Genomic DNA, 16,473 nt, shown 5'->3' with positions numbered 1-16,473 from the left:
CCTCCCTCGGATCGGTGTGCGGGAGACGGTACGGATGTCAGCCGACATCGACGACCCGACTGTGGACAGACCGGCCTTGAGGGTTCGGGGGAGGGGTGACGGAGGTGTCGAAACGGCTACACGAACGCCGCGATCGCATCCGCCGCCGCCGCGAGGTTCTCGGGCAGGGTGTGCCCGGATGCCTTGCGCGGCTTGAGGTCGTGGTCGCCGTCGGGCGCCCAGGAGAACGCGATCGCGGGGGAGAGGGTGTAGCCGGCGACCTCGTCACGCGAGCCCATGATGTCGCGCTCTCCCTGGCAGATGAGCGCCGGCGTCGCGAGCTCGGCGAGGTGCGCGGTGCGCAGCTGCTCGGGCTTGCCCATGGGGTGGAACGGGTAGCCGAGGCACACGAGCCCGCGAATGTGACCGGCAGCGTGCTCCTCGTCGGCGATCATCGACGCCACGCGCCCGCCGAACGACTTGCCCCCGATCGCGGGCACGGCATCCGTCTCGGTGCGCACCTGATCGATGACGGCGCGGTACTCGTCGAGCACCGCCTCGGCGCGCGGGTTCGGTCGGCGCGCACCGTCGCGCCGGGCCGCCATGTAGGCGAACTCGAAGCGCGCGACCCGGATGCCGCGGTCGCCGAGCAGGTCGCTCATGTCGTCCATCCACCGCGAGTCCATGGGGGCCCCCGCGCCGTGCGCGAGCACGAGCACGCGGTCGGAGGCGGCGGGGCCGGTCCAAAGGAGTGTCGTCACGGGTCAAGTATTCCGGCATGCGGGGGCGACTAGGCTCGGAGGGTGAGAGTCGCACGTTTCAGCACCGGTGGCGACCCGCGGTTCGGCATCGTCGACGACGACGATCTGGTCGTCCTCGCGGGCGACCCCATGTTCGCCGGCTTCCAGCCCACGGGGGAGCGCGTGCCGCTCGCCGAGGCCCGCCTGCTCGCGCCCGTCATCCCGCGCTCGAAGGTCGTGTGCGTCGGCCTCAACTACGCCGAGCACCGCAAGGACATGGCGAACGTCGACGCCCCCGAGAACCCCCTCATCTTCCTCAAGCCCAACACGGCGATCGTCGGACCTGGCGACCCCATCCGCATCCCGCCCGTCGAGGGCCGCATCACGCACGAGGGCGAGCTCGTGGCCGTCATCGGACGCGTCGCGAAGCAGGTGCGCGCGGAGGACTGGGCCGACTACGTCTTCGGCTACACGATCGGCAACGACGTGTCGGCGCGCGACCAGATGTTCGCCGACGGCCAGTGGGCCCGCGCGAAGGGCTACGACACCTTCGCCCCGATCGGCCCGTGGATCGAGACCGAGCTCGACCCCGAGGGGCTCGAGATCCGCACGTGGGTGGACGGCGAGCCGCGCCGTCAGGGCAACACGCGCGACATGATCCACAAGCTCCCCGAGCTCATCGCGTACATCTCCGACGTGTGGACGCTCCTGCCGGGCGACATCATCATGACGGGCACCCCGTCGGGACTCGGCGGCTTCCTCCACGGCCAGCAGGTCGACATCGAGATCGAGGGGATCGGCACGCTCAGCAACCCCGCCCTCTCGCGCGACGAGCCGTCGGCGTGACCGAGGCGGTGCCGGCAGGCGCCCCGGTCCCGCTCGACGAGGCCGAGATCGCGCGGGTGCGTCGTCGCAGCCGCGCCGCGATCATCGCGGGGCAGGTGCTCGCGGGAATCGGCATGGGCTCGACGATGTCGGCCGGTGCGCTGCTCATCGCGGCGGTCTCCGGGTCGGAGGCGCTCTCGGGCATGGCGGCGACGATGTCGACGATCGGCGCCGCCATCGCCGCGGTGCCGCTCGCGACGCTCGCCACCCGCCGGGGCCGCGCGCCCGCTCTCGCGACGGGCGCCCTCGTGGCGGCCCTCGGCGCCGTCGTGGGGATCGTCGCCGCGGTGCTCGGCTGGACGCTCCTGCTGCTCGCGGGCGTCGTCATGCTCGGCGTCGGCACGGCCGTCAACCTGCAGGCGCGCTTCGCGGCCACCGACCTCTCGGAGCCGCATCGCCGCGGCCGCGACCTGTCGGTCGTCGTGTGGTCGACGACGGTCGGCGCGGTGCTCGGACCGAACCTCATCGGGCCCGGGGATGCCGTGGGCCAGTTCCTGGGGCTGCCTCCGCTTTCGGGCGTCTACCTCTTCACGGTCGTCGCGCAGGGCGCTGCGGTCGTCGTGTACCTCGTGTGGCTGCGCCCCGATCCCCTGCGCCTCGCGACGCGCATCGGCCTCGAGCGCCCGGCGTCGCCGGAGGCCGCACCGCGGCAGGCGGATGCCAACGGCGTCGCGACGGGGATGATCGCGACCTCGCTCAGCCACGCGACGATGGTCGCGATCATGGCGATGACGCCCGTGCACCTCGTGAACCACGGCGCGGGGCTCGAGCTCGTGGGCATCACGATCAGCCTGCACGTGCTCGGCATGTACGCCTTCTCGCCGCTGTGGGGCGTGCTCGCCGACCGGCTGGGCCGCGAGGCCACGATCGCGATCGGCCAGGTGCTGCTGCTCGGCGCGCTCCTGCTGCTCTCGGTCGGCGCGGAGTCGGAGGTGTGGGTCGCGGTCGGTCTCTTCACGATCGGTCTCGGCTGGAGTGCCGCGAGCGTCGCGGGCTCGACCCTCATCACGGAGTCGGTCGACGTCGTGGGCCGCGCGCGCATCCAGGGGCGAGCCGACCTGCTCATGTCGGCCGCGGGTGCGATCGGCGGCGCGGCCGCGGGCCTCGTGCTCGCGCAGCTCGGCTACGGCGGTCTGGCCCTCGCGGCGACGTCGCTCGCGGCGATCGTGCTCGGCGCTGTCGTCGCGCGCATGGCCCGGCGCCTCACACCGAGTTGAGCGGATTTCCGGCAAGCGTCCAGGCGCGTGGGGGCAGGCTGGAAGCATGGCGCAGCCTCCCGATGATCCGACGCGCATGCGGGATCAGCCGGCGCTCACGACCTCGCAGGGTCGCTCGTGGCTGATCCTCGGCGGTCTCCTGGCCGTCATCGCCCTCGGCGTGCTCGTGCCGATGGCCGTGCTCAAGATGCCGCCCGTCGGCGTCGCGGGCACCGCGGCGATCGTCGTGGGCGTGCTCTACGCGTGCATGGTGATCGTGCGCTTCGCGACGCCTCCCGGACGTCTGCGTCTCGGGCTCCTCGCGATCGACATGCTCGCGATCGCGTTCGTCGCCCTCTTCGCGGTCGTGCTCGTCGCGGAGCGCGCCGCGCAGTCGCTCGGTTGACGCCACCCGGGTCGGGGCTCAGGCCTCGCGCGTCGACTTCCGCACGACGAGCTTCGTCGGCAGCGGGGTGTCCTCGGTGACCGTGTCGGGGTCCTCGACGGCGAGCAGCACCTTCTGCATGACGAGCTCGCCGAGGGTCGCGAAGTCCTGCCGCACAGTCGTGAGCGGCGGGTAGAGGTAGCCCGCCTCGGGCACGTCGTCGAAACCGACGACGCTCACATCCTCGGGCACCCGGAGGCCGCGCTCGCGCAGCGACGACATGAGGCCGATCGCCATGTGGTCGTTGCTCACGAACACGGCGTCGCCCGCCTCGACGCCGAGCTCCGGTCCGAGCCGGTGCCCGCTCTCGGCCGACCAGTCGCCGTGCGGCGGCGCGATCACGTCGAGACGGCGGGCGACGAGCTCGTCGCGCCATCCCCGCTCGCGCTCGATGGCATCCGGATTGCTCGGCGGCCCTGCGAGGTGCAGGATGCGCGTGTGCCCGAGCTCGGCCAGGTGGCGCACGGCGCTGCGGGCGCCGCGGTACTGGTCGATCGAGACGATGAGGGGGTTCGGGCGCGGGGATGCGGCGACCGCCACGACGGGGATCGACAGGTCGAGGCCGCGCACGACCTCGAGCACGGCGATGTCGACGACGATGAGCACGATCGCGTCGACGCGCTGCCGCAGGAGCGACTCGACGACCTGCCGCACGGCGCTCGGGTCGTCGTCGAGCGAGCTCACCGTCTCGACGTTGTAACGGGCGGCGCGGGCCGCGAAGTTGAAGTGCATCGCGATCGAGCTGGGGCCGTAGTCGGAGACCCCCGGCGACACGAGACCGATCGTTCGCGTGCGGCGCGTGACGAGCGCGCGGGCCGCGGGGGAGGGGCTGTAGCGCAGCTGGGCGATCGCCTGCTCCACGCGGGCGCGCGTCGCGGGGCGCACGTTCGGCAGGTCGTTGAGCACGCGCGAGACCGTCTGGTGCGACACCCCCGCGAGGCGTGCGACGTCGAAGATGTTGGCGGCGCGCGCGCCCTTGTCGTCCTGGCTCACGCGGCGCTCACCCCTCGTCGTCCGGTCGCGCGACGAGGGCGAGGAGCGAGTCGACGGTGAGGCTGTCGGCGGCGTGGCTCGACACGAGCTCGCCCCCGCGCATGACGAGCACGCGGTCGGAGACCCGCAGCACCTCCTCGAGCTCGGCCGAGATGAACATGACCGAGAGGCCGTTGTCGGCGAGCTCCGTGACGAGGTTCTGGATCTCGACCTTCGCGCCGACGTCGATGCCGCGCGTCGGCTCGTCGAGCACGAGCACGCGCGGGGCGAGCGCGAGCAGCCGAGCGAGCAGCACCTTCTGCTGGTTGCCGCCCGAGAGCGTGCCGGCGGGGCGCTCCGGGTCGGCGGGACGGATGTCGAGGGCGTCGATCCAGCTGGCCGCGAGCTCGCGCTCCCGCGACGCGGGGAGGCGCCGCAGCACGCCCTGCTGCGCCTGGAGCGCGAGCGTGATGTTCTCGCGCACCGAGAGCTCGCTGATGATGCCGTCGCTGCGGCGGTTCTCGGAGGAGTACACGACGCCGAGCGAGATCGCCTGACGCGGCCCGTGCGGGTGCTCGCCCGTGCCGGCGACGCGGATGACGCCCGAGCTGATGCCGTCGACCCCCGTGAGGGCGCGCGCGAGCTCGGTGCGTCCCGAGCCGAGCAGACCCGCGACGCCGAGCACCTCGCCCTCGACGAGGTCGACGTCGACACCCGTGATGCCCGCGGCGTCGACGCCGCGCGCGCTCAGGTAGGGCGCGGTGAGCTCGCCTGTCGGCGGATCGCTGCGCTGACGTGTCACGAGCTCGCCCGAGCCGCGGCCGAGCATCTTCTGCACGAGGTCGATGCGCAGCAGCTCGCGGGTGAGGTACTCGCCCACGAGGCGTCCGCCGCGCAGCACCGTCACGCGGTCGCAGATCTCGTACACCTGGTCGAGGAAGTGCGACACGAAGAGGATGGCGACCCCGCGCTGCTTGAGTTCGCGGATGACGCGGAACAGCTCGGCGACCTCGTCGAGGTCGAGGCTCGAGGTGGGCTCGTCCAGCACGAGCACCTTGACCTCGGCGCGGATGGCGCGCGCGATCGCGACGAGCTGCTGCACCGCCAGCGAGTGGGTGCCGAGCAGCGAGGCGGGGTCGATGTCGAGCCCCAGGTCCTCGAGCACCGCGCGGGCGTCGGCGCGCATCCGCTTCCAGTCGATGACGCCGAGGCGCCGCGGCTCGCGCCCCAGCCAGATGTTCTCGGCGACCGTGAGGTTCGGCAGCAGGTCGATCTCCTGGTACACGGTCGAGATGCCCGCCTCGAGCGCGTCGTGCGGGGTCGAGAACCGCACGTGGCGCCCCTCGAGGTGGATCGTGCCGGCGTCGAGCGGCAGCGCACCCGTGAGCGCCTTGATGAGCGTCGACTTGCCCGCGCCGTTCTCGCCCATGAGCGAGTGCACCTCGCCCGGGAACATCCGGAAGTCGACGCGGTCGAGCGCGAGCTCCGCGGGGAAGCGCACCGTGGCTCCCCGCACCTCGACGACGGGCGGGGTCGAATCGACCATAGGCATCATCATGCCCGGATGCGGCGCCCTCCCGCGCCTCCGGGCGTGCGTGTCAGCGGCGGTCGGAGCGGGCGACGATGACACGCTGCACGACGACGAAGAGCAGCAGCAGGAGCCCGACCGAGATGCGGGTCCACGACTGGTCGGCGCCCATGAACGAGATGGCGGTCTTGATGGTGCCGTAGACGAGCACGCCGATCATCGAGCCGACGACGAATCCGGAGCCGCCCGTGAGCAGCGTGCCGCCGATGACGACCGCGGCGATCGTGTCGAGCTCGGTGCCCATGCCGTTGAGCGGATACGACGCGCCCGTGTAGGCCGTGAAGACGACGCCCGCGAGGCCCGCGCACACGCCGCTCACGACGTAGGCGAGCAGCTTCGTGCGCACGACGGGGAGGCCCATGAGGCGCGCCGACTGCTCGTTGCCGCCGACCGCGTAGATCGTGCGGCCGAAGCGCGTGAAGGCGAGCACGAGCGCCGCGACGAGCACGACGAGCAGCGCGATGATGCCCGTCGGCGTGATGTAGAAGCTGCCGGGGGCGCCCTGCAGGCGCGTCGACTGCAGCCACAGGATCTCGGGCGTCTCGACGCGGATCGAGTCGAGGCTCACCATGAAGGCGAGGCCGCGCGCCGCGAACATCGCCGCGAGCGAGGCGATGAAGGGCTGCACGTCGAAGTACTGCACGAGGATGCCGATCACGAGCCCGAAGGTCGCGCCGAGCAGCAGCATGGTCGGCACGACGACCCCCGAGGGCACGCCGTCGCGCAGGAGGCTCGCCCCGAACATCCCCGTGAACGCCATGACCGCGCCGACCGAGAGGTCGATGCCGCCGGTGAGGATCACGAACGTCATGCCGACGGCGAGGATGAAGAGGTACGCGTTGTCGAGCAGGAGCGCCGAGATGACGCGCGGCGTGAGGAAGTTGCCGAAGTAGGCCTGCGCCGCGATGAAGATGATGATGAGCAGCGCGAGCGCCGCGAACACCGGCACCCAGGACGCGCGGCGGCTGAGGAAGCGCCGGAGCATGCCGAGCGCATCCGTCTTCTCGGCGGGGGCGAGGGTGCTTGTCATCGGGCGACCTCCGTCTTGCTGCCGCGCATTCCCTGCGCCGTTCGGGTGACGATGCCGCGCACGCGCGGCGACTGGATGAGCACGACGACCACGACCGCGACGGCGAGGAACAGCGGCGCGACCGCAGACGGCACCCCGAGGAAGAGGATCGTCGAGCGCAGCGTCTCGATCGTGAAGACGCCGATGACGGTGCCCGCGACCGTGAACTTGCCGCCCATGAGCGAGGTGCCGCCGAGCACGACCGCGAGGATCGCGTAGAGCTCGATGTAGAGGCCCGCGGCGTTCGAGTCGGCCGCCATCGTGTTGGAGCTGTACAGGATGCCGGCGAAGCCCGCGAGCAGACCGCTCGCCGCGTAGGCGCCCCACACGATGCCGCGCGAGCGCACGCCCGCGAGGCGGCTCGCCTCCGGGTTGATGCCGACGGCCTCGGTGAGCACCCCGAGGGCGGTGCGACGCTCGATGAGCGCGACGAGGGTCACGGCGGCGACCGAGACGAAGAACGCGAACGGCAGGCCGATGACGTAGCCCTGCGCCATGAACTTGTAGGGAGCCGAGTTGATGGTCGTGATGAAGCCGCCCGTCACGAGCAGGGCGACGCCGCGCCCCGCGAGCATGAGCACGAGCGTCGCGATGATGGGCTGCACCCCGACGACCGCGACGAGGAACCCGTTCCACACGCCGAGCAGCAGGCCGATGACGACGGCGATCGCGATCGCGACGAGCACCGTGCCGAGCTCGTTCGGCGTCGCCGAGTCGTCGATGATCGTGAGCGCGACCGCTCCCGACACCGCCATGATCGCGCCGACCGAGAGGTCGATGCCGCGCGTCGCGATGACGATCATCATGCCGAGCGACACGAGCATGAGCGGGGCGCTGTTGCGCAGGATGTCGATGAGCGGCCCGTACAGCTGCTCGTTGCGCACCGTCACGCTGATGAAGCTCGGTCGCGCGACCGTGTTGATGACGATGAGGGCCACGAGCGCCGCGATCGGCAGCACGAGCCGGTGGGTCAGGATCTTCTTCATGCCACGGTCTCCGGGCTCTCGGGCTGCAGGGGGCGCTCGGGCTGCGCTGCCTCGTCGGCGATGAAGGCGACCAGGTCGTCGACTCCGATGTCGTGCGAGGTCAGTTCGCCGATCTTACGACGGTCGCGCATCACGACGATGCGCTGGGCGATGCGGATGACCTCCTCGAGCTCCGAGGAGATGAACACGACGGCGAGACCCTGCTCGCTGAGCTCGGCGACCTTGCGCTGGATGTCGGCCTTCGCGCCCACGTCGATGCCGCGCGTCGGCTCGTCGAGCACGATGAGCTGCGGGGCCGTGGCGAGCCAGCGGGCGAGCAGCACCTTCTGCTGGTTGCCGCCCGACAGGTTGCGGATGAGGGCGTGCGGGTTCGCAGGGCGCACGCCGAGCGCCTGCATGTACTCGGCGACCACCGCATCCTGCTCGCTCCTGCGCAGCTTCCGCAGCGCGCCGCGCTTCGCCTGGATGCCGAGCACGATGTTCTCCGCGACCGTGAGGTCGCCGATGATGCCCTCGGCCCGGCGGTCCTCGGAGGAGAACGCGATGCGGTGGTCGATCGCGTGGCGGGGCGAGGTGATGCGCGTCGCTCGCCCGCGCACCCGGATGCGGCCCGCATCCGCTCGGTCGGCTCCCGTCAGCAGACGCACGAGCTCGGTGCGGCCCGAGCCGAGGAGGCCCGCGATGCCGACGACCTCGCCGTCGTAGACGGAGATGTCGGCGGGGTCGAGCACGCCCTTGCGGCCGAGACCCTCCGCGTCGATGACGGGGTCGCCCGCGCGGTCGATCGCGCGGTCGGCGCTGCGGGAGATCGCGTCGAGCTCGTCGAGCTCGCGGCCGATCATCTTCGAGATGAGCTCGTGGCGGGGGAGCTCCATGACCGGGTACTCGCCCACGAGCGCGCCGTTGCGCAGCACCGTGATGCGGTCGGAGATCTCGTACACCTGGTCGAGGAAGTGGGTGACGAAGAGGATCGCGACACCGCGCTCCTTGAGGCCCCGGATGACGCCGAAGAGCTGCTCGACCTCGCCGCGGTCGAGGCTCGAGGTGGGCTCGTCGAGCACGAGCACGCGCGAGTCGGTGACCATCGCCCGGCTGATCGCGACGAGCTGCTGCACGGCGATCGAGTGCGTCGCGAGCATCGAGCGCGTGTCGAGTCGCAGGCCGAGGTTGCCGAGGTGGCGGGTGGCCTCGCGGTGCGTGGCCTTCCAGTCGATGCCGAGGGGGCCGCGCACCTCGTGGCCCAGCATGACGTTCTCGCCGACCGAGAGGTTCGTGCAGAGGTTGACCTCCTGGTACACGGTCGAGATGCCGGCGGCCTGAGCGTCGGCGGTGCCGCGGAACTCGCGCGGCTCGCCCGCGACCGTGATGGTGCCGCCGTCGATCGCGTAGACGCCCGTCAGCGCCTTGATGAGCGTCGACTTGCCGGCGCCGTTCTCGCCCATGAGGGTGTGCACCTCGCCGCCGCGGAGAGTGAGGTCGACCCGGTCGAGGGCCTTCACGCCGGGGAACTCGATCGTGATGCCGCGCAGCTCGACGATCGGCGGGGCCTCGGCGGGCCGGGCGTCGGTGGGGGTGGGCATGGCTTCCTCGCTCGTGTCAGGGCAGTCGGGGGCTCAGGGGGTTCCGCAGGGGACCGGTGCGCCCCGGTCCCCTGCGGACGGATGGATCTCTGCGTGCGCGTCCGATCAGTAGGGACGCGTGGGCAGGACCTCCTTCGCCTGCTCCTGCGTGAAGGTCTGGTCCTCGACGATCTCGCGCTTCTCGACGGACTCGCCCGCGACGACCTTCTTCACGAGCTCGGCGACCTTCTCGCCCAGCAACGGGTTGCACTCGACGATGTAGTTGAACTTGCCGTCGGCGAGCGCCTGCATGCCGTCGTGCACCGCGTCGATCGTGATGATCTTGATGTCCACGCCGGGCACGAGACCCGCGGCCTCGATCGCGTCGAGGGCGCCGAGGCCCATGTCGTCGTTGTGCGCGAAGAGCAGGTTGATCTCGCTGCCGTACTTCTGCAGGAAGCCCTCCATGACCTTCTTGCCGCCGTCGCGCGTGAAGTCTCCGGTCTGCGAGTCGAGCACCTTGATGCTCGAACCCTCGGTCGCCTTCGCGAAGCCCGTGGCGCGGTCGAGCGCGGCGGAGGATCCCGTCGTGCCCTCGAGGATCACCAGGTTGGAGCCGTCGGCGTTCTCGACAGCCCACTGACCGGCGAGCTCGCCCTCCTTCTCGAAGTCGAGACCCACCCAGCTGGCGTAGAGGTCCTCGCTCGCCGAGACGGTGCGGTCCTCGAGGATCACCGGGATGCCGGCGTCCTTCGCCTCGGTGAGCACGTCGTCCCAGCCGTCGACCGTGATGGGCGCGATGACGATCGCGTCGACGCCCTGGTTGATGAAGCTGCGGACGGCCGCGATCTGGGCCTCCTGCTTGTTGTCGGCCGCGTTGAAGACGAGCTTGAAGCCGTTCTCCTCCGACAGCGCCTCCTTGAGCGACTCGGTGTTGGCCGAGCGCCAGCCCGACTCGGAGCCGGTCTGGGCGAAGCCGACCGTGATGAGGTCGCCGTCTCCGCCGCCTCCGTTGCCGCCGTTGCCGGCGTCGGTGGCGCAGCCCGTCATCGCGAGAGCCGCTGCTCCCACGAGGGCCACGCTCGCCAGGATCTTCTTCATACAGAACCTCCTCGTTCTGGGGGACCGGCTTCGGTGCCGGGGTGCCCGGGTGGTGGTGCCTCTTGGCGTCGACGGCCGCTGGGGGTGGCCGTTGCGTCGAATGTTAGCCTTCACAATTCATCGGGAGGCAAGCATTCGTCGGTAACATTTCGGTAACGAGCCCGTAGTTACGGGAGTGTAGGTCGCTCGGGAACCGCATTTCCTGTGAGCGTTCCCGTGAGCCTTCACATTTCCCACGGCCGGGCGGACGCGGTCGCGGCGCTAGCCTGACCTCCGTGGCACCGCGACCGAGGAACCCGAGCATGCACGACGTGGCGGCGCTCGCGGGCGTGAGCCACATCACGGTGTCGCGCGTGCTCAACGACTACCCGTCGATCCGGCCCGAGACGCGCGAGCGGGTGCTCGCGGCGATCGCCGAGCTCGGCTACCGCCGCAACCTCGCCGCGCGCGCCCTCGTCACGAGCCGCACGAGCGCGATCGGCGTGCTCTCGCCCGAGGTCGCCCAGCACGGACCCGCGTCGAGCGTCCTCGCGGTCGAGTCCGCCGCCCGCGAGCACGGCTACCACCCGCTCGTCACGGCTGCGGCCGTCGAGCACGATGCGACCGTCGCCGCCCTCGAGTTCCTCGTCGACCAGGCCGTCGAGGCGCTCGTCGTGATCGCCCCCCACGAGACGGTGCTCGCCGCCATCCGCGACCTCGACATCCGCGTGCCCCTCGTGACGCTGCAGGCCCCCGACCGGCCGGGCGGCATCGGCGTCGACCAGGCGGCGGGCGCACGGCTCGCGACCGAGCACCTCGTGGGGATCGGGCACCGCCGCATCCAGCACCTCGCGGGGCCCGAGGGCTACCTCGAGGCGAGCGCGCGGCGGGCCGGGTTCCTCGCGGCGATGGCGGATGCCGGCCTCGAGCCGGGCGGGGAGCTCGCGGGCGACTGGAGCGCGGCATCCGGGTTCGCGGCGGCATCCGCGCTCGACCCAGCGACGACCGCCGTCGTCGCCGCCAACGACCAGATGGCGATCGGGCTCATGGCGGCGCTCGCCGACGCCGGTCGCCCCGCGCCCGAGCACGTCTCGGTCGTCGGCTTCGACGACGTGCCCGAGGCGCCCTTCGTGCGCCCCGCGCTCACGACCGTGCACCAGGACTTCGCCCTCATCGGCCGCCGCGCCGTCGAGGCGCTCCTCGCGCAACTCGCCCCCGCATCCGACGACGCCGCGCCCACGTCGGCATCCGCGGTGATCCCGCCGCGGCTCGTCGTGCGCGCCTCGACGGCGCGCCCGCGGGGAGGCTGAGCGCGGCCCGGATGCGCGGAGCAGTGGACTAGCATCGAAGGGTTCGTTAACGTGAACATCAGCATCCGCAACACCAGCACCAGACCCCGACCGGCGAGGAGGCCGCGACACCCATGACCGCGAGGTATCTCGGGATCGAGCTCGGCTCGACGCGTATCAAGGCCTGCCTCGTGGGCGAGGGCGGCGAGACGATCGCCACCGGCTCCCACGCGTGGGAGAACCGCCTCGAGGACGGGCTCTGGACCTACTCGCTCGACGAGGTGCACGCGGGCCTGCGCGCCGCCTACGCCGACCTCGTCGCGAACCTCGGCGAGGCTCCCGCGACCTTCGACGCGATCGGCGTCTCGGCGATGATGCACGGCTACCTCGCGTTCGACGCGGCAGGCGAGCTGCTCGTGCCGTTCCGCACGTGGCGCAACACCAACACGGGCCCCGCGGCCGCCGAGCTGTCGGACGCGCTCGGGGCCAACATCCCGCTGCGCTGGTCGATCGCCCACCTGCACCAGGCGGTGCTCGACCGCGAGCCGCACGTATCGCGCATCGCGAGCATCACGACGCTCGCCGGCTACGTGCACCGCCTGCTCACCGGCCGGGACGTGCTCGGCGTCGGCGACGCATCCGGCATGTTCCCCATCGACCCCGCAACCGGCGACTACGACGCCCGCCTGCTCGGCATCGCGCAGGAGCGCCTTGCCGCGGCCGGCGCGCCGTTCCGGGCCGCCGAGCTGCTGCCCGAGGTGCTCCCCGCGGGAGCGGATGCCGGCGAGCTCACCGTCGAAGGCGCGGCCCTGCTCGACGCGAGCGGCGCGCTGCAGCCCGGAATCCCCGTCGCACCGCCCGAGGGTGACGCCGGCACGGGCATGGTCGCCACGAACGCCGTGCGCCCGCGCACCGCCAACGTCTCCGCCGGCACGAGCATCTTCGCGATGGTCGTGCTCGAGGGCGCGCTCGCCGAGCCGAGCCCCGACATCGACGTCGTCACGACCCCCGACGGCAGCCCCGTCGCGATGGTGCACTGCAACAACGGCTCGAGCGAGCTCGGCGCGTGGGCCGGCGTGCTGCAGGAGTTCGCCGCCGCGATCGGCGCCACCGCGAGCTCCGACGAGATCTTCGCCGCCCTGCTCGGCGGCGCGCTCGACGCGAAGGGCGAGGGCGTCTACGCGTACAACCTGCTCTCGGGCGAGCCCATCGTCGGCACGCAGGAGGGCCGCCCGCTCGTCGTGCGCACGCCCGGCTCGCGCCTGAGCCTCGCCGCGCTCGGCCGCGCCCAACTGTTCTCGGTGTTCGCCGCGCTCACGATCGGGATGCGCGAGCTCTCCGCGCAGGACGTCGCACTCGACACCGTGGTCGCCCACGGCGGGCTCTTCCGCACGGGCGGTGTGGCGCAGCGCGCGCTCGCCGCCGCGCTCGACGCGCCCGTCGCCGTCGGCGAGACCGCGAGCGAGGGCGGCGCGTGGGGCATCGCCCTGCTCGCCGCGTACCGCCACGCCGTCGCGGGCGGCGAGACCCGCTCGCTGCCCGACTGGCTCGACGGGGCCGTGTTCGCGGATGCCGCGGTCACGACGGTCGCGCCCGACGCATCCGAGGTCGCCGACTACGCCGCCTACCTCGACGCCTGGCAGGCGGGGCTCGCGATCGAGCACGCCGCCATCGCATCCCTCACCGAAGGAGACCGGGCATGACCGACGCCCTCGACGCCGCGATCCAGGCCACGCGCGAGCAGGTCGCCGCGCTGCACTCCGAGCTCACGCGCTACGGGCTCGTCATCTGGACGGGCGGCAACATCTCGGGCCGTGTGCCGGGCGCCGAGCTCTTCGTCATCAAGCCGAGCGGGGTGAGCTACGACGAGCTCGCACCCGGCAACATGATCCTGTGCGACCTCGACGGCAACGTCGTGCCCGGCACGCCCGGCTCCGAGCGCAGCCCCTCGAGCGACACCGCGGCGCACGCCTACGTGTACCGCAACATGCCGCACGTCGGCGGCGTCGTGCACACCCACTCGACCTACGCGACGGCGTGGGCCGCGCGCGGCGAGGCCATCCCGTGCGTCATCACGGGCATGGCCGACGAGTTCGGCGGCGAGATCCCCGTCGGGCCGTTCGCGATCATCGGCGACGACTCGATCGGCCGCGGCATCGTCGCGACCCTCGAGGGGCACCGCTCGCGCGCCGTGCTCATGCAGAACCACGGCGTCTTCACGATCGGCACGGATGCGAAGGACGCCGTCAAGGCCGCCGTCATGTGCGAGGACGTCGCGCGCACCATCCACATCGCACGCCAGCTGGGTGACCCGATCCCGATCCCGCAGGACAAGATCGACGCCCTCTTCGACCGCTACCAGAACGTCTATGGGCAGAAGCCCCAGGGAGAACTCCAGTGAGCCGCAGCATCGTCCCCGACCTCAAGAGCTACACGGTCTGGTTCCTGACCGGCAGCCAGGACCTCTACGGCGAGGAGACCCTCCGCCAGGTCGCCGAGCAGTCGCAGGAGGTCGTGCGCCTGCTCTCGGATGCCGCCGACATCCCCGTGACGATCGAGTGGAAGCCGGTGCTCAAGAGCTCCGACGCCATCCGCCGCGCCATGATCGACGCGAACTCCGACGACTCGGTCATCGGCGTCATCACGTGGATGCACACCTTCAGCCCGTCGAAGATGTGGATCCACGGCTTCGACGCGCTGCAGAAGCCGCTCCTGCACCTGCACACGCAGGCGAACGTCGCGCTCCCGTGGTCGGAGATCGACTTCGACTTCATGAACCTCAACCAGGCGGCGCACGGCGACCGCGAGCACGGCTACATCCTCACGCGCATGTCGGTGCCCCGGAAGACCGTCGTGGGGCACGGATCCGACCCCGCCGTGACCGCCGCGATCGGCACCTGGACGCGCGCCGCCGCCGGCTGGAACGCGTCGCAGGGGATGCGCGTGGCGCGCTTCGGCGACAACATGCGCAACGTCGCCGTCACCGAGGGCGACAAGACCGAGGCCGAGATCCGCCTCGGCGTGAGTGTCAACACGTGGGGCGTGAACGAGCTCGTCGCGCGCGTCGACGCCCAGACGGACGCCGACATCGACGCCCTCGTGCAGGTCTACCTCGACGAGTACGACGTCGCGCCCGAGCTGCTGCCGGGCGGCGAGCGCCACGAGTCGCTGCGCTACGGCGCCGCGACCGAGCTCGGCATCCGCTCGATCCTCGAGGAGGTCGGCGCGACCGCGTTCACCGACACCTTCGAGGACCTCGGCGACCTCAAGCAGCTGCCCGGTCTCGCCGTGCAGCGCCTCATGGCCGACGGCTACGGCTTCGGCGCCGAGGGCGACTGGAAGACGGCCGTGCTGGTGCGCATCGCCGCCGTCATGGGCGCGGGCCTCGCCGGCGGCGCGAGCCTCATGGAGGACTACACCTACGACATGACGCCGGGCGAGGAGCTCATCCTGGGCGCCCACATGCTGGAGGTGTCGCCGTCGCTCAGCTCGAAGAAGGCGAGCCTCGAGATCCACCCGCTCGGCATCGGCGGCAAGGACGACCCCGTGCGCCTCGTCTTCACAGCGGATGCGGGCCCCGCCGTCGTCGTCGCGCTCAGCGACCAGCGCGAGCGCTTCCGCCTCGTGGCGAACGCCGTGCAGAACGTCGAGCCGCCGCAGTCGCTGCCGAAGCTCCCTGTCGGCCGTGCGGTCTGGAAGCCGGCGCCCGACTTCCGCACGAGCGCGACGTCGTGGCTCATCGCGGGAGCCGCGCACCACACGGTCATGACGAACCAGGTCGGCATCGAGGCGTGGGAGGACTTCGCGCGCATCGCGGGCGTCGAGCTCCTCGTGATCGACGAGACCACGACCATCCGCTCGTTCGAGGACCAGGCGCGGGCGAACGCCGCGTACTACCGCCTGAACCAGGCGCTGTAGTCAGCGGTCGCGCCGCGCCGCGCCCGGGGGCGGCCGCCCCCGCCCTGGTGCTGTTGTGCAGGAGATCGCTGTTGTGCAGGAGATCCCCGTTGTGCAGGATCCGGCGCGCCTACCGCGTCCGGATCCCCGGAACAGCAGGGCTCACGCGCCGAACTCCTGCACAACAGCGGCGCGTTCCTGCATAACCGCGATCTCCTGCACAACAGCAGGCTCCTGCACAACAGCGGAAGCGGAGGTCAGCGGGAGGAGTTCTGCGTGCGGCCGCGCACGATGCCGATGAACACATCCGTGCGGGAGTCGTCGAGGGCGCGCGGCCAGACGAGGGCGATGCCGGAGTCGGGCGCATCCGTCACGGGGCGCGCGATGACGTCGCGGCGCGAGTGGGCGCGGGCGACCGACATGGGCATGAGCGCGAGACCGACGTTCGCGGCGACGAGCTCGACCGTGTCGGCGCCCTGACCCTCGAGGATCGTCTCGCCGTCGAGGTCGGCGAGCGCGAGCTCGTCGAACGCCGCCACGGGGTGGTCCTTGGGCGCGACCACGACGGGCCGCTCGCGGTAGAGCGGGATGGCGTGCAGCTCGTCGTCAGCCGTCACGTCGCGCAGCAGCGCCATGTGCGCCGAGCCGTCGCGCAGCGCCGAGAGCGCCTCGTCCTGAGGCAGCGGACGCAGCTCGAGCGGGCTGCGCGGCATCCGGTCTCGCCAGACCCGCTCCCACTTGCCCGGGGTCGCGCCCGGCACGAAGGCGACGACGAAGGGACCGGACAC

Annotated in this window: 15 protein-coding genes; 7 read left to right on the top strand and 8 right to left on the bottom strand. The window is 71.7% G+C overall.

The genetic code is table 11. From position 1 onward, the window contains the following. Positions 1 to 116: 116 nt before the first annotated feature. On the bottom strand, positions 117 to 740 hold the full coding sequence (locus H4J02_RS10830) for an alpha/beta family hydrolase (RefSeq protein ID WP_187674587.1): 624 nt from the start codon (positions 738 to 740) through the stop codon (positions 117 to 119). A gap of 42 nt (positions 741 to 782) precedes the next feature. Between H4J02_RS10830 and H4J02_RS10825 the strand changes: the two genes are divergently transcribed. From H4J02_RS10825 to H4J02_RS10815, 3 genes are read left to right on the top strand one after another with little or no spacing between them, the layout of a single operon-like run. Then, entirely contained in the window at positions 783 to 1,565 is a 783-nt protein-coding gene (locus H4J02_RS10825; RefSeq protein WP_187674586.1) for a fumarylacetoacetate hydrolase family protein, read from the top strand. Then, positions 1,562 to 2,821, top strand: a complete 1,260-nt coding sequence (locus H4J02_RS10820; RefSeq protein ID WP_262406049.1) for an MFS transporter — start codon at positions 1,562 to 1,564, stop codon at positions 2,819 to 2,821. Before H4J02_RS10825 ends, H4J02_RS10820 begins: the two co-directional genes overlap by 4 nt. Before the next feature lie 46 nt (positions 2,822 to 2,867). Further along, the gene (locus H4J02_RS10815) at positions 2,868 to 3,206 is read left to right on the top strand and encodes a hypothetical protein (protein ID WP_187674585.1); all 339 of its coding nucleotides are present in this window, start codon (positions 2,868 to 2,870) and stop codon (positions 3,204 to 3,206) included. A gap of 18 nt (positions 3,207 to 3,224) precedes the next feature. On the opposite strand, the gene H4J02_RS10810 is transcribed toward H4J02_RS10815, so the two are convergent. From H4J02_RS10810 to H4J02_RS10785, 6 genes are all read right to left on the bottom strand, one after another. Beyond that, on the bottom strand, positions 3,225 to 4,238 hold the full coding sequence (locus tag H4J02_RS10810; protein WP_187674584.1) for a LacI family DNA-binding transcriptional regulator: 1,014 nt from the start codon (positions 4,236 to 4,238) through the stop codon (positions 3,225 to 3,227). 7 nt (positions 4,239 to 4,245) lie between these two features. Continuing rightward, positions 4,246 to 5,763, bottom strand: coding sequence for a sugar ABC transporter ATP-binding protein (locus tag H4J02_RS10805; RefSeq protein WP_187674583.1), 1,518 nt, complete (start codon positions 5,761 to 5,763; stop codon positions 4,246 to 4,248). Between the two features lie 52 nt (positions 5,764 to 5,815). Then, the gene (locus H4J02_RS10800) at positions 5,816 to 6,835 is read right to left on the bottom strand and encodes an ABC transporter permease subunit (RefSeq protein WP_187674582.1); all 1,020 of its coding nucleotides are present in this window, start codon (positions 6,833 to 6,835) and stop codon (positions 5,816 to 5,818) included. Continuing rightward, positions 6,832 to 7,860 (bottom strand): ABC transporter permease, encoded by a 1,029-nt coding sequence (locus H4J02_RS10795; protein ID WP_187674581.1) that lies wholly within the window; start codon positions 7,858 to 7,860, stop codon positions 6,832 to 6,834. The genes H4J02_RS10800 and H4J02_RS10795 overlap by 4 nt, the downstream gene beginning before the upstream one ends. After that, positions 7,857 to 9,440, bottom strand: a complete 1,584-nt coding sequence (locus H4J02_RS10790; protein WP_187674580.1) for a sugar ABC transporter ATP-binding protein — start codon at positions 9,438 to 9,440, stop codon at positions 7,857 to 7,859. Before H4J02_RS10790 ends, H4J02_RS10795 begins: the two co-directional genes overlap by 4 nt. A gap of 105 nt (positions 9,441 to 9,545) precedes the next feature. Then, positions 9,546 to 10,520: an ABC transporter substrate-binding protein gene (locus H4J02_RS10785; protein ID WP_187674579.1), complete on the bottom strand. Its 975-nt coding sequence runs from the start codon at positions 10,518 to 10,520 to the stop codon at positions 9,546 to 9,548. A 302-nt stretch (positions 10,521 to 10,822) separates the two neighbouring features. Here H4J02_RS10785 and H4J02_RS10780 point away from each other — a divergent pair, with 302 nt between their 5' ends. The 4 genes from H4J02_RS10780 to araA all read left to right on the top strand — a co-directional run bounded on the left by H4J02_RS10780 (position 10,823) and on the right by araA (position 15,706). Next, complete coding sequence (locus H4J02_RS10780; RefSeq protein WP_187674578.1) at positions 10,823 to 11,809, top strand: LacI family DNA-binding transcriptional regulator; 987 nt, start codon at positions 10,823 to 10,825, stop codon at positions 11,807 to 11,809. A gap of 113 nt (positions 11,810 to 11,922) precedes the next feature. Beyond that, on the top strand, positions 11,923 to 13,491 hold the full coding sequence (locus tag H4J02_RS10775; RefSeq protein WP_187674577.1) for a xylulokinase: 1,569 nt from the start codon (positions 11,923 to 11,925) through the stop codon (positions 13,489 to 13,491). Continuing rightward, the gene (locus tag H4J02_RS10770; RefSeq protein WP_187674576.1) at positions 13,488 to 14,189 is read left to right on the top strand and encodes an L-ribulose-5-phosphate 4-epimerase; all 702 of its coding nucleotides are present in this window, start codon (positions 13,488 to 13,490) and stop codon (positions 14,187 to 14,189) included. Before H4J02_RS10775 ends, H4J02_RS10770 begins: the two co-directional genes overlap by 4 nt. An 8-nt stretch (positions 14,190 to 14,197) precedes the next feature. Further along, complete coding sequence (gene araA, locus H4J02_RS10765) at positions 14,198 to 15,706, top strand: L-arabinose isomerase (RefSeq protein WP_187676550.1); 1,509 nt, start codon at positions 14,198 to 14,200, stop codon at positions 15,704 to 15,706. Positions 15,707 to 15,942: 236 nt separating this feature from the next. On the opposite strand, the gene H4J02_RS10760 is transcribed toward araA, so the two are convergent. Then, complete coding sequence (locus H4J02_RS10760; RefSeq protein ID WP_187674575.1) at positions 15,943 to 16,473, bottom strand: LysR substrate-binding domain-containing protein; 531 nt, start codon at positions 16,471 to 16,473, stop codon at positions 15,943 to 15,945.

Source organism: Protaetiibacter sp. SSC-01 (assembly GCF_014483895.1).
Lineage (GTDB): Bacteria > Actinomycetota > Actinomycetes > Actinomycetales > Microbacteriaceae > Homoserinibacter.
This window is presented reverse-complemented; position numbering and strand designations above follow the sequence as displayed.

Bases quoted from the DNA above. Each gene is read 5' to 3' on its own strand.
- H4J02_RS10815 (WP_187674585.1), top strand. From the start codon at position 2,868: ATGGCGCAGCCTCCCGATGATCCGACGCGCATGCGGGATCAGCCGGCG.
- H4J02_RS10805 (WP_187674583.1), bottom strand. From the start codon at position 5,763: ATGGTCGATTCGACCCCGCCCGTCGTCGAGGTGCGGGGAGCCACGGTG.
- H4J02_RS10800 (WP_187674582.1), bottom strand. From the start codon at position 6,835: ATGACAAGCACCCTCGCCCCCGCCGAGAAGACGGATGCGCTCGGCATG.
- H4J02_RS10795 (WP_187674581.1), bottom strand. From the start codon at position 7,860: ATGAAGAAGATCCTGACCCACCGGCTCGTGCTGCCGATCGCGGCGCTC.
- H4J02_RS10790 (WP_187674580.1), bottom strand. From the start codon at position 9,440: ATGCCCACCCCCACCGACGCCCGGCCCGCCGAGGCCCCGCCGATCGTC.
- H4J02_RS10785 (WP_187674579.1), bottom strand. From the start codon at position 10,520: ATGAAGAAGATCCTGGCGAGCGTGGCCCTCGTGGGAGCAGCGGCTCTC.
- H4J02_RS10780 (WP_187674578.1), top strand. From the start codon at position 10,823: ATGCACGACGTGGCGGCGCTCGCGGGCGTGAGCCACATCACGGTGTCG.
- H4J02_RS10775 (WP_187674577.1), top strand. From the start codon at position 11,923: ATGACCGCGAGGTATCTCGGGATCGAGCTCGGCTCGACGCGTATCAAG.
- H4J02_RS10770 (WP_187674576.1), top strand. From the start codon at position 13,488: ATGACCGACGCCCTCGACGCCGCGATCCAGGCCACGCGCGAGCAGGTC.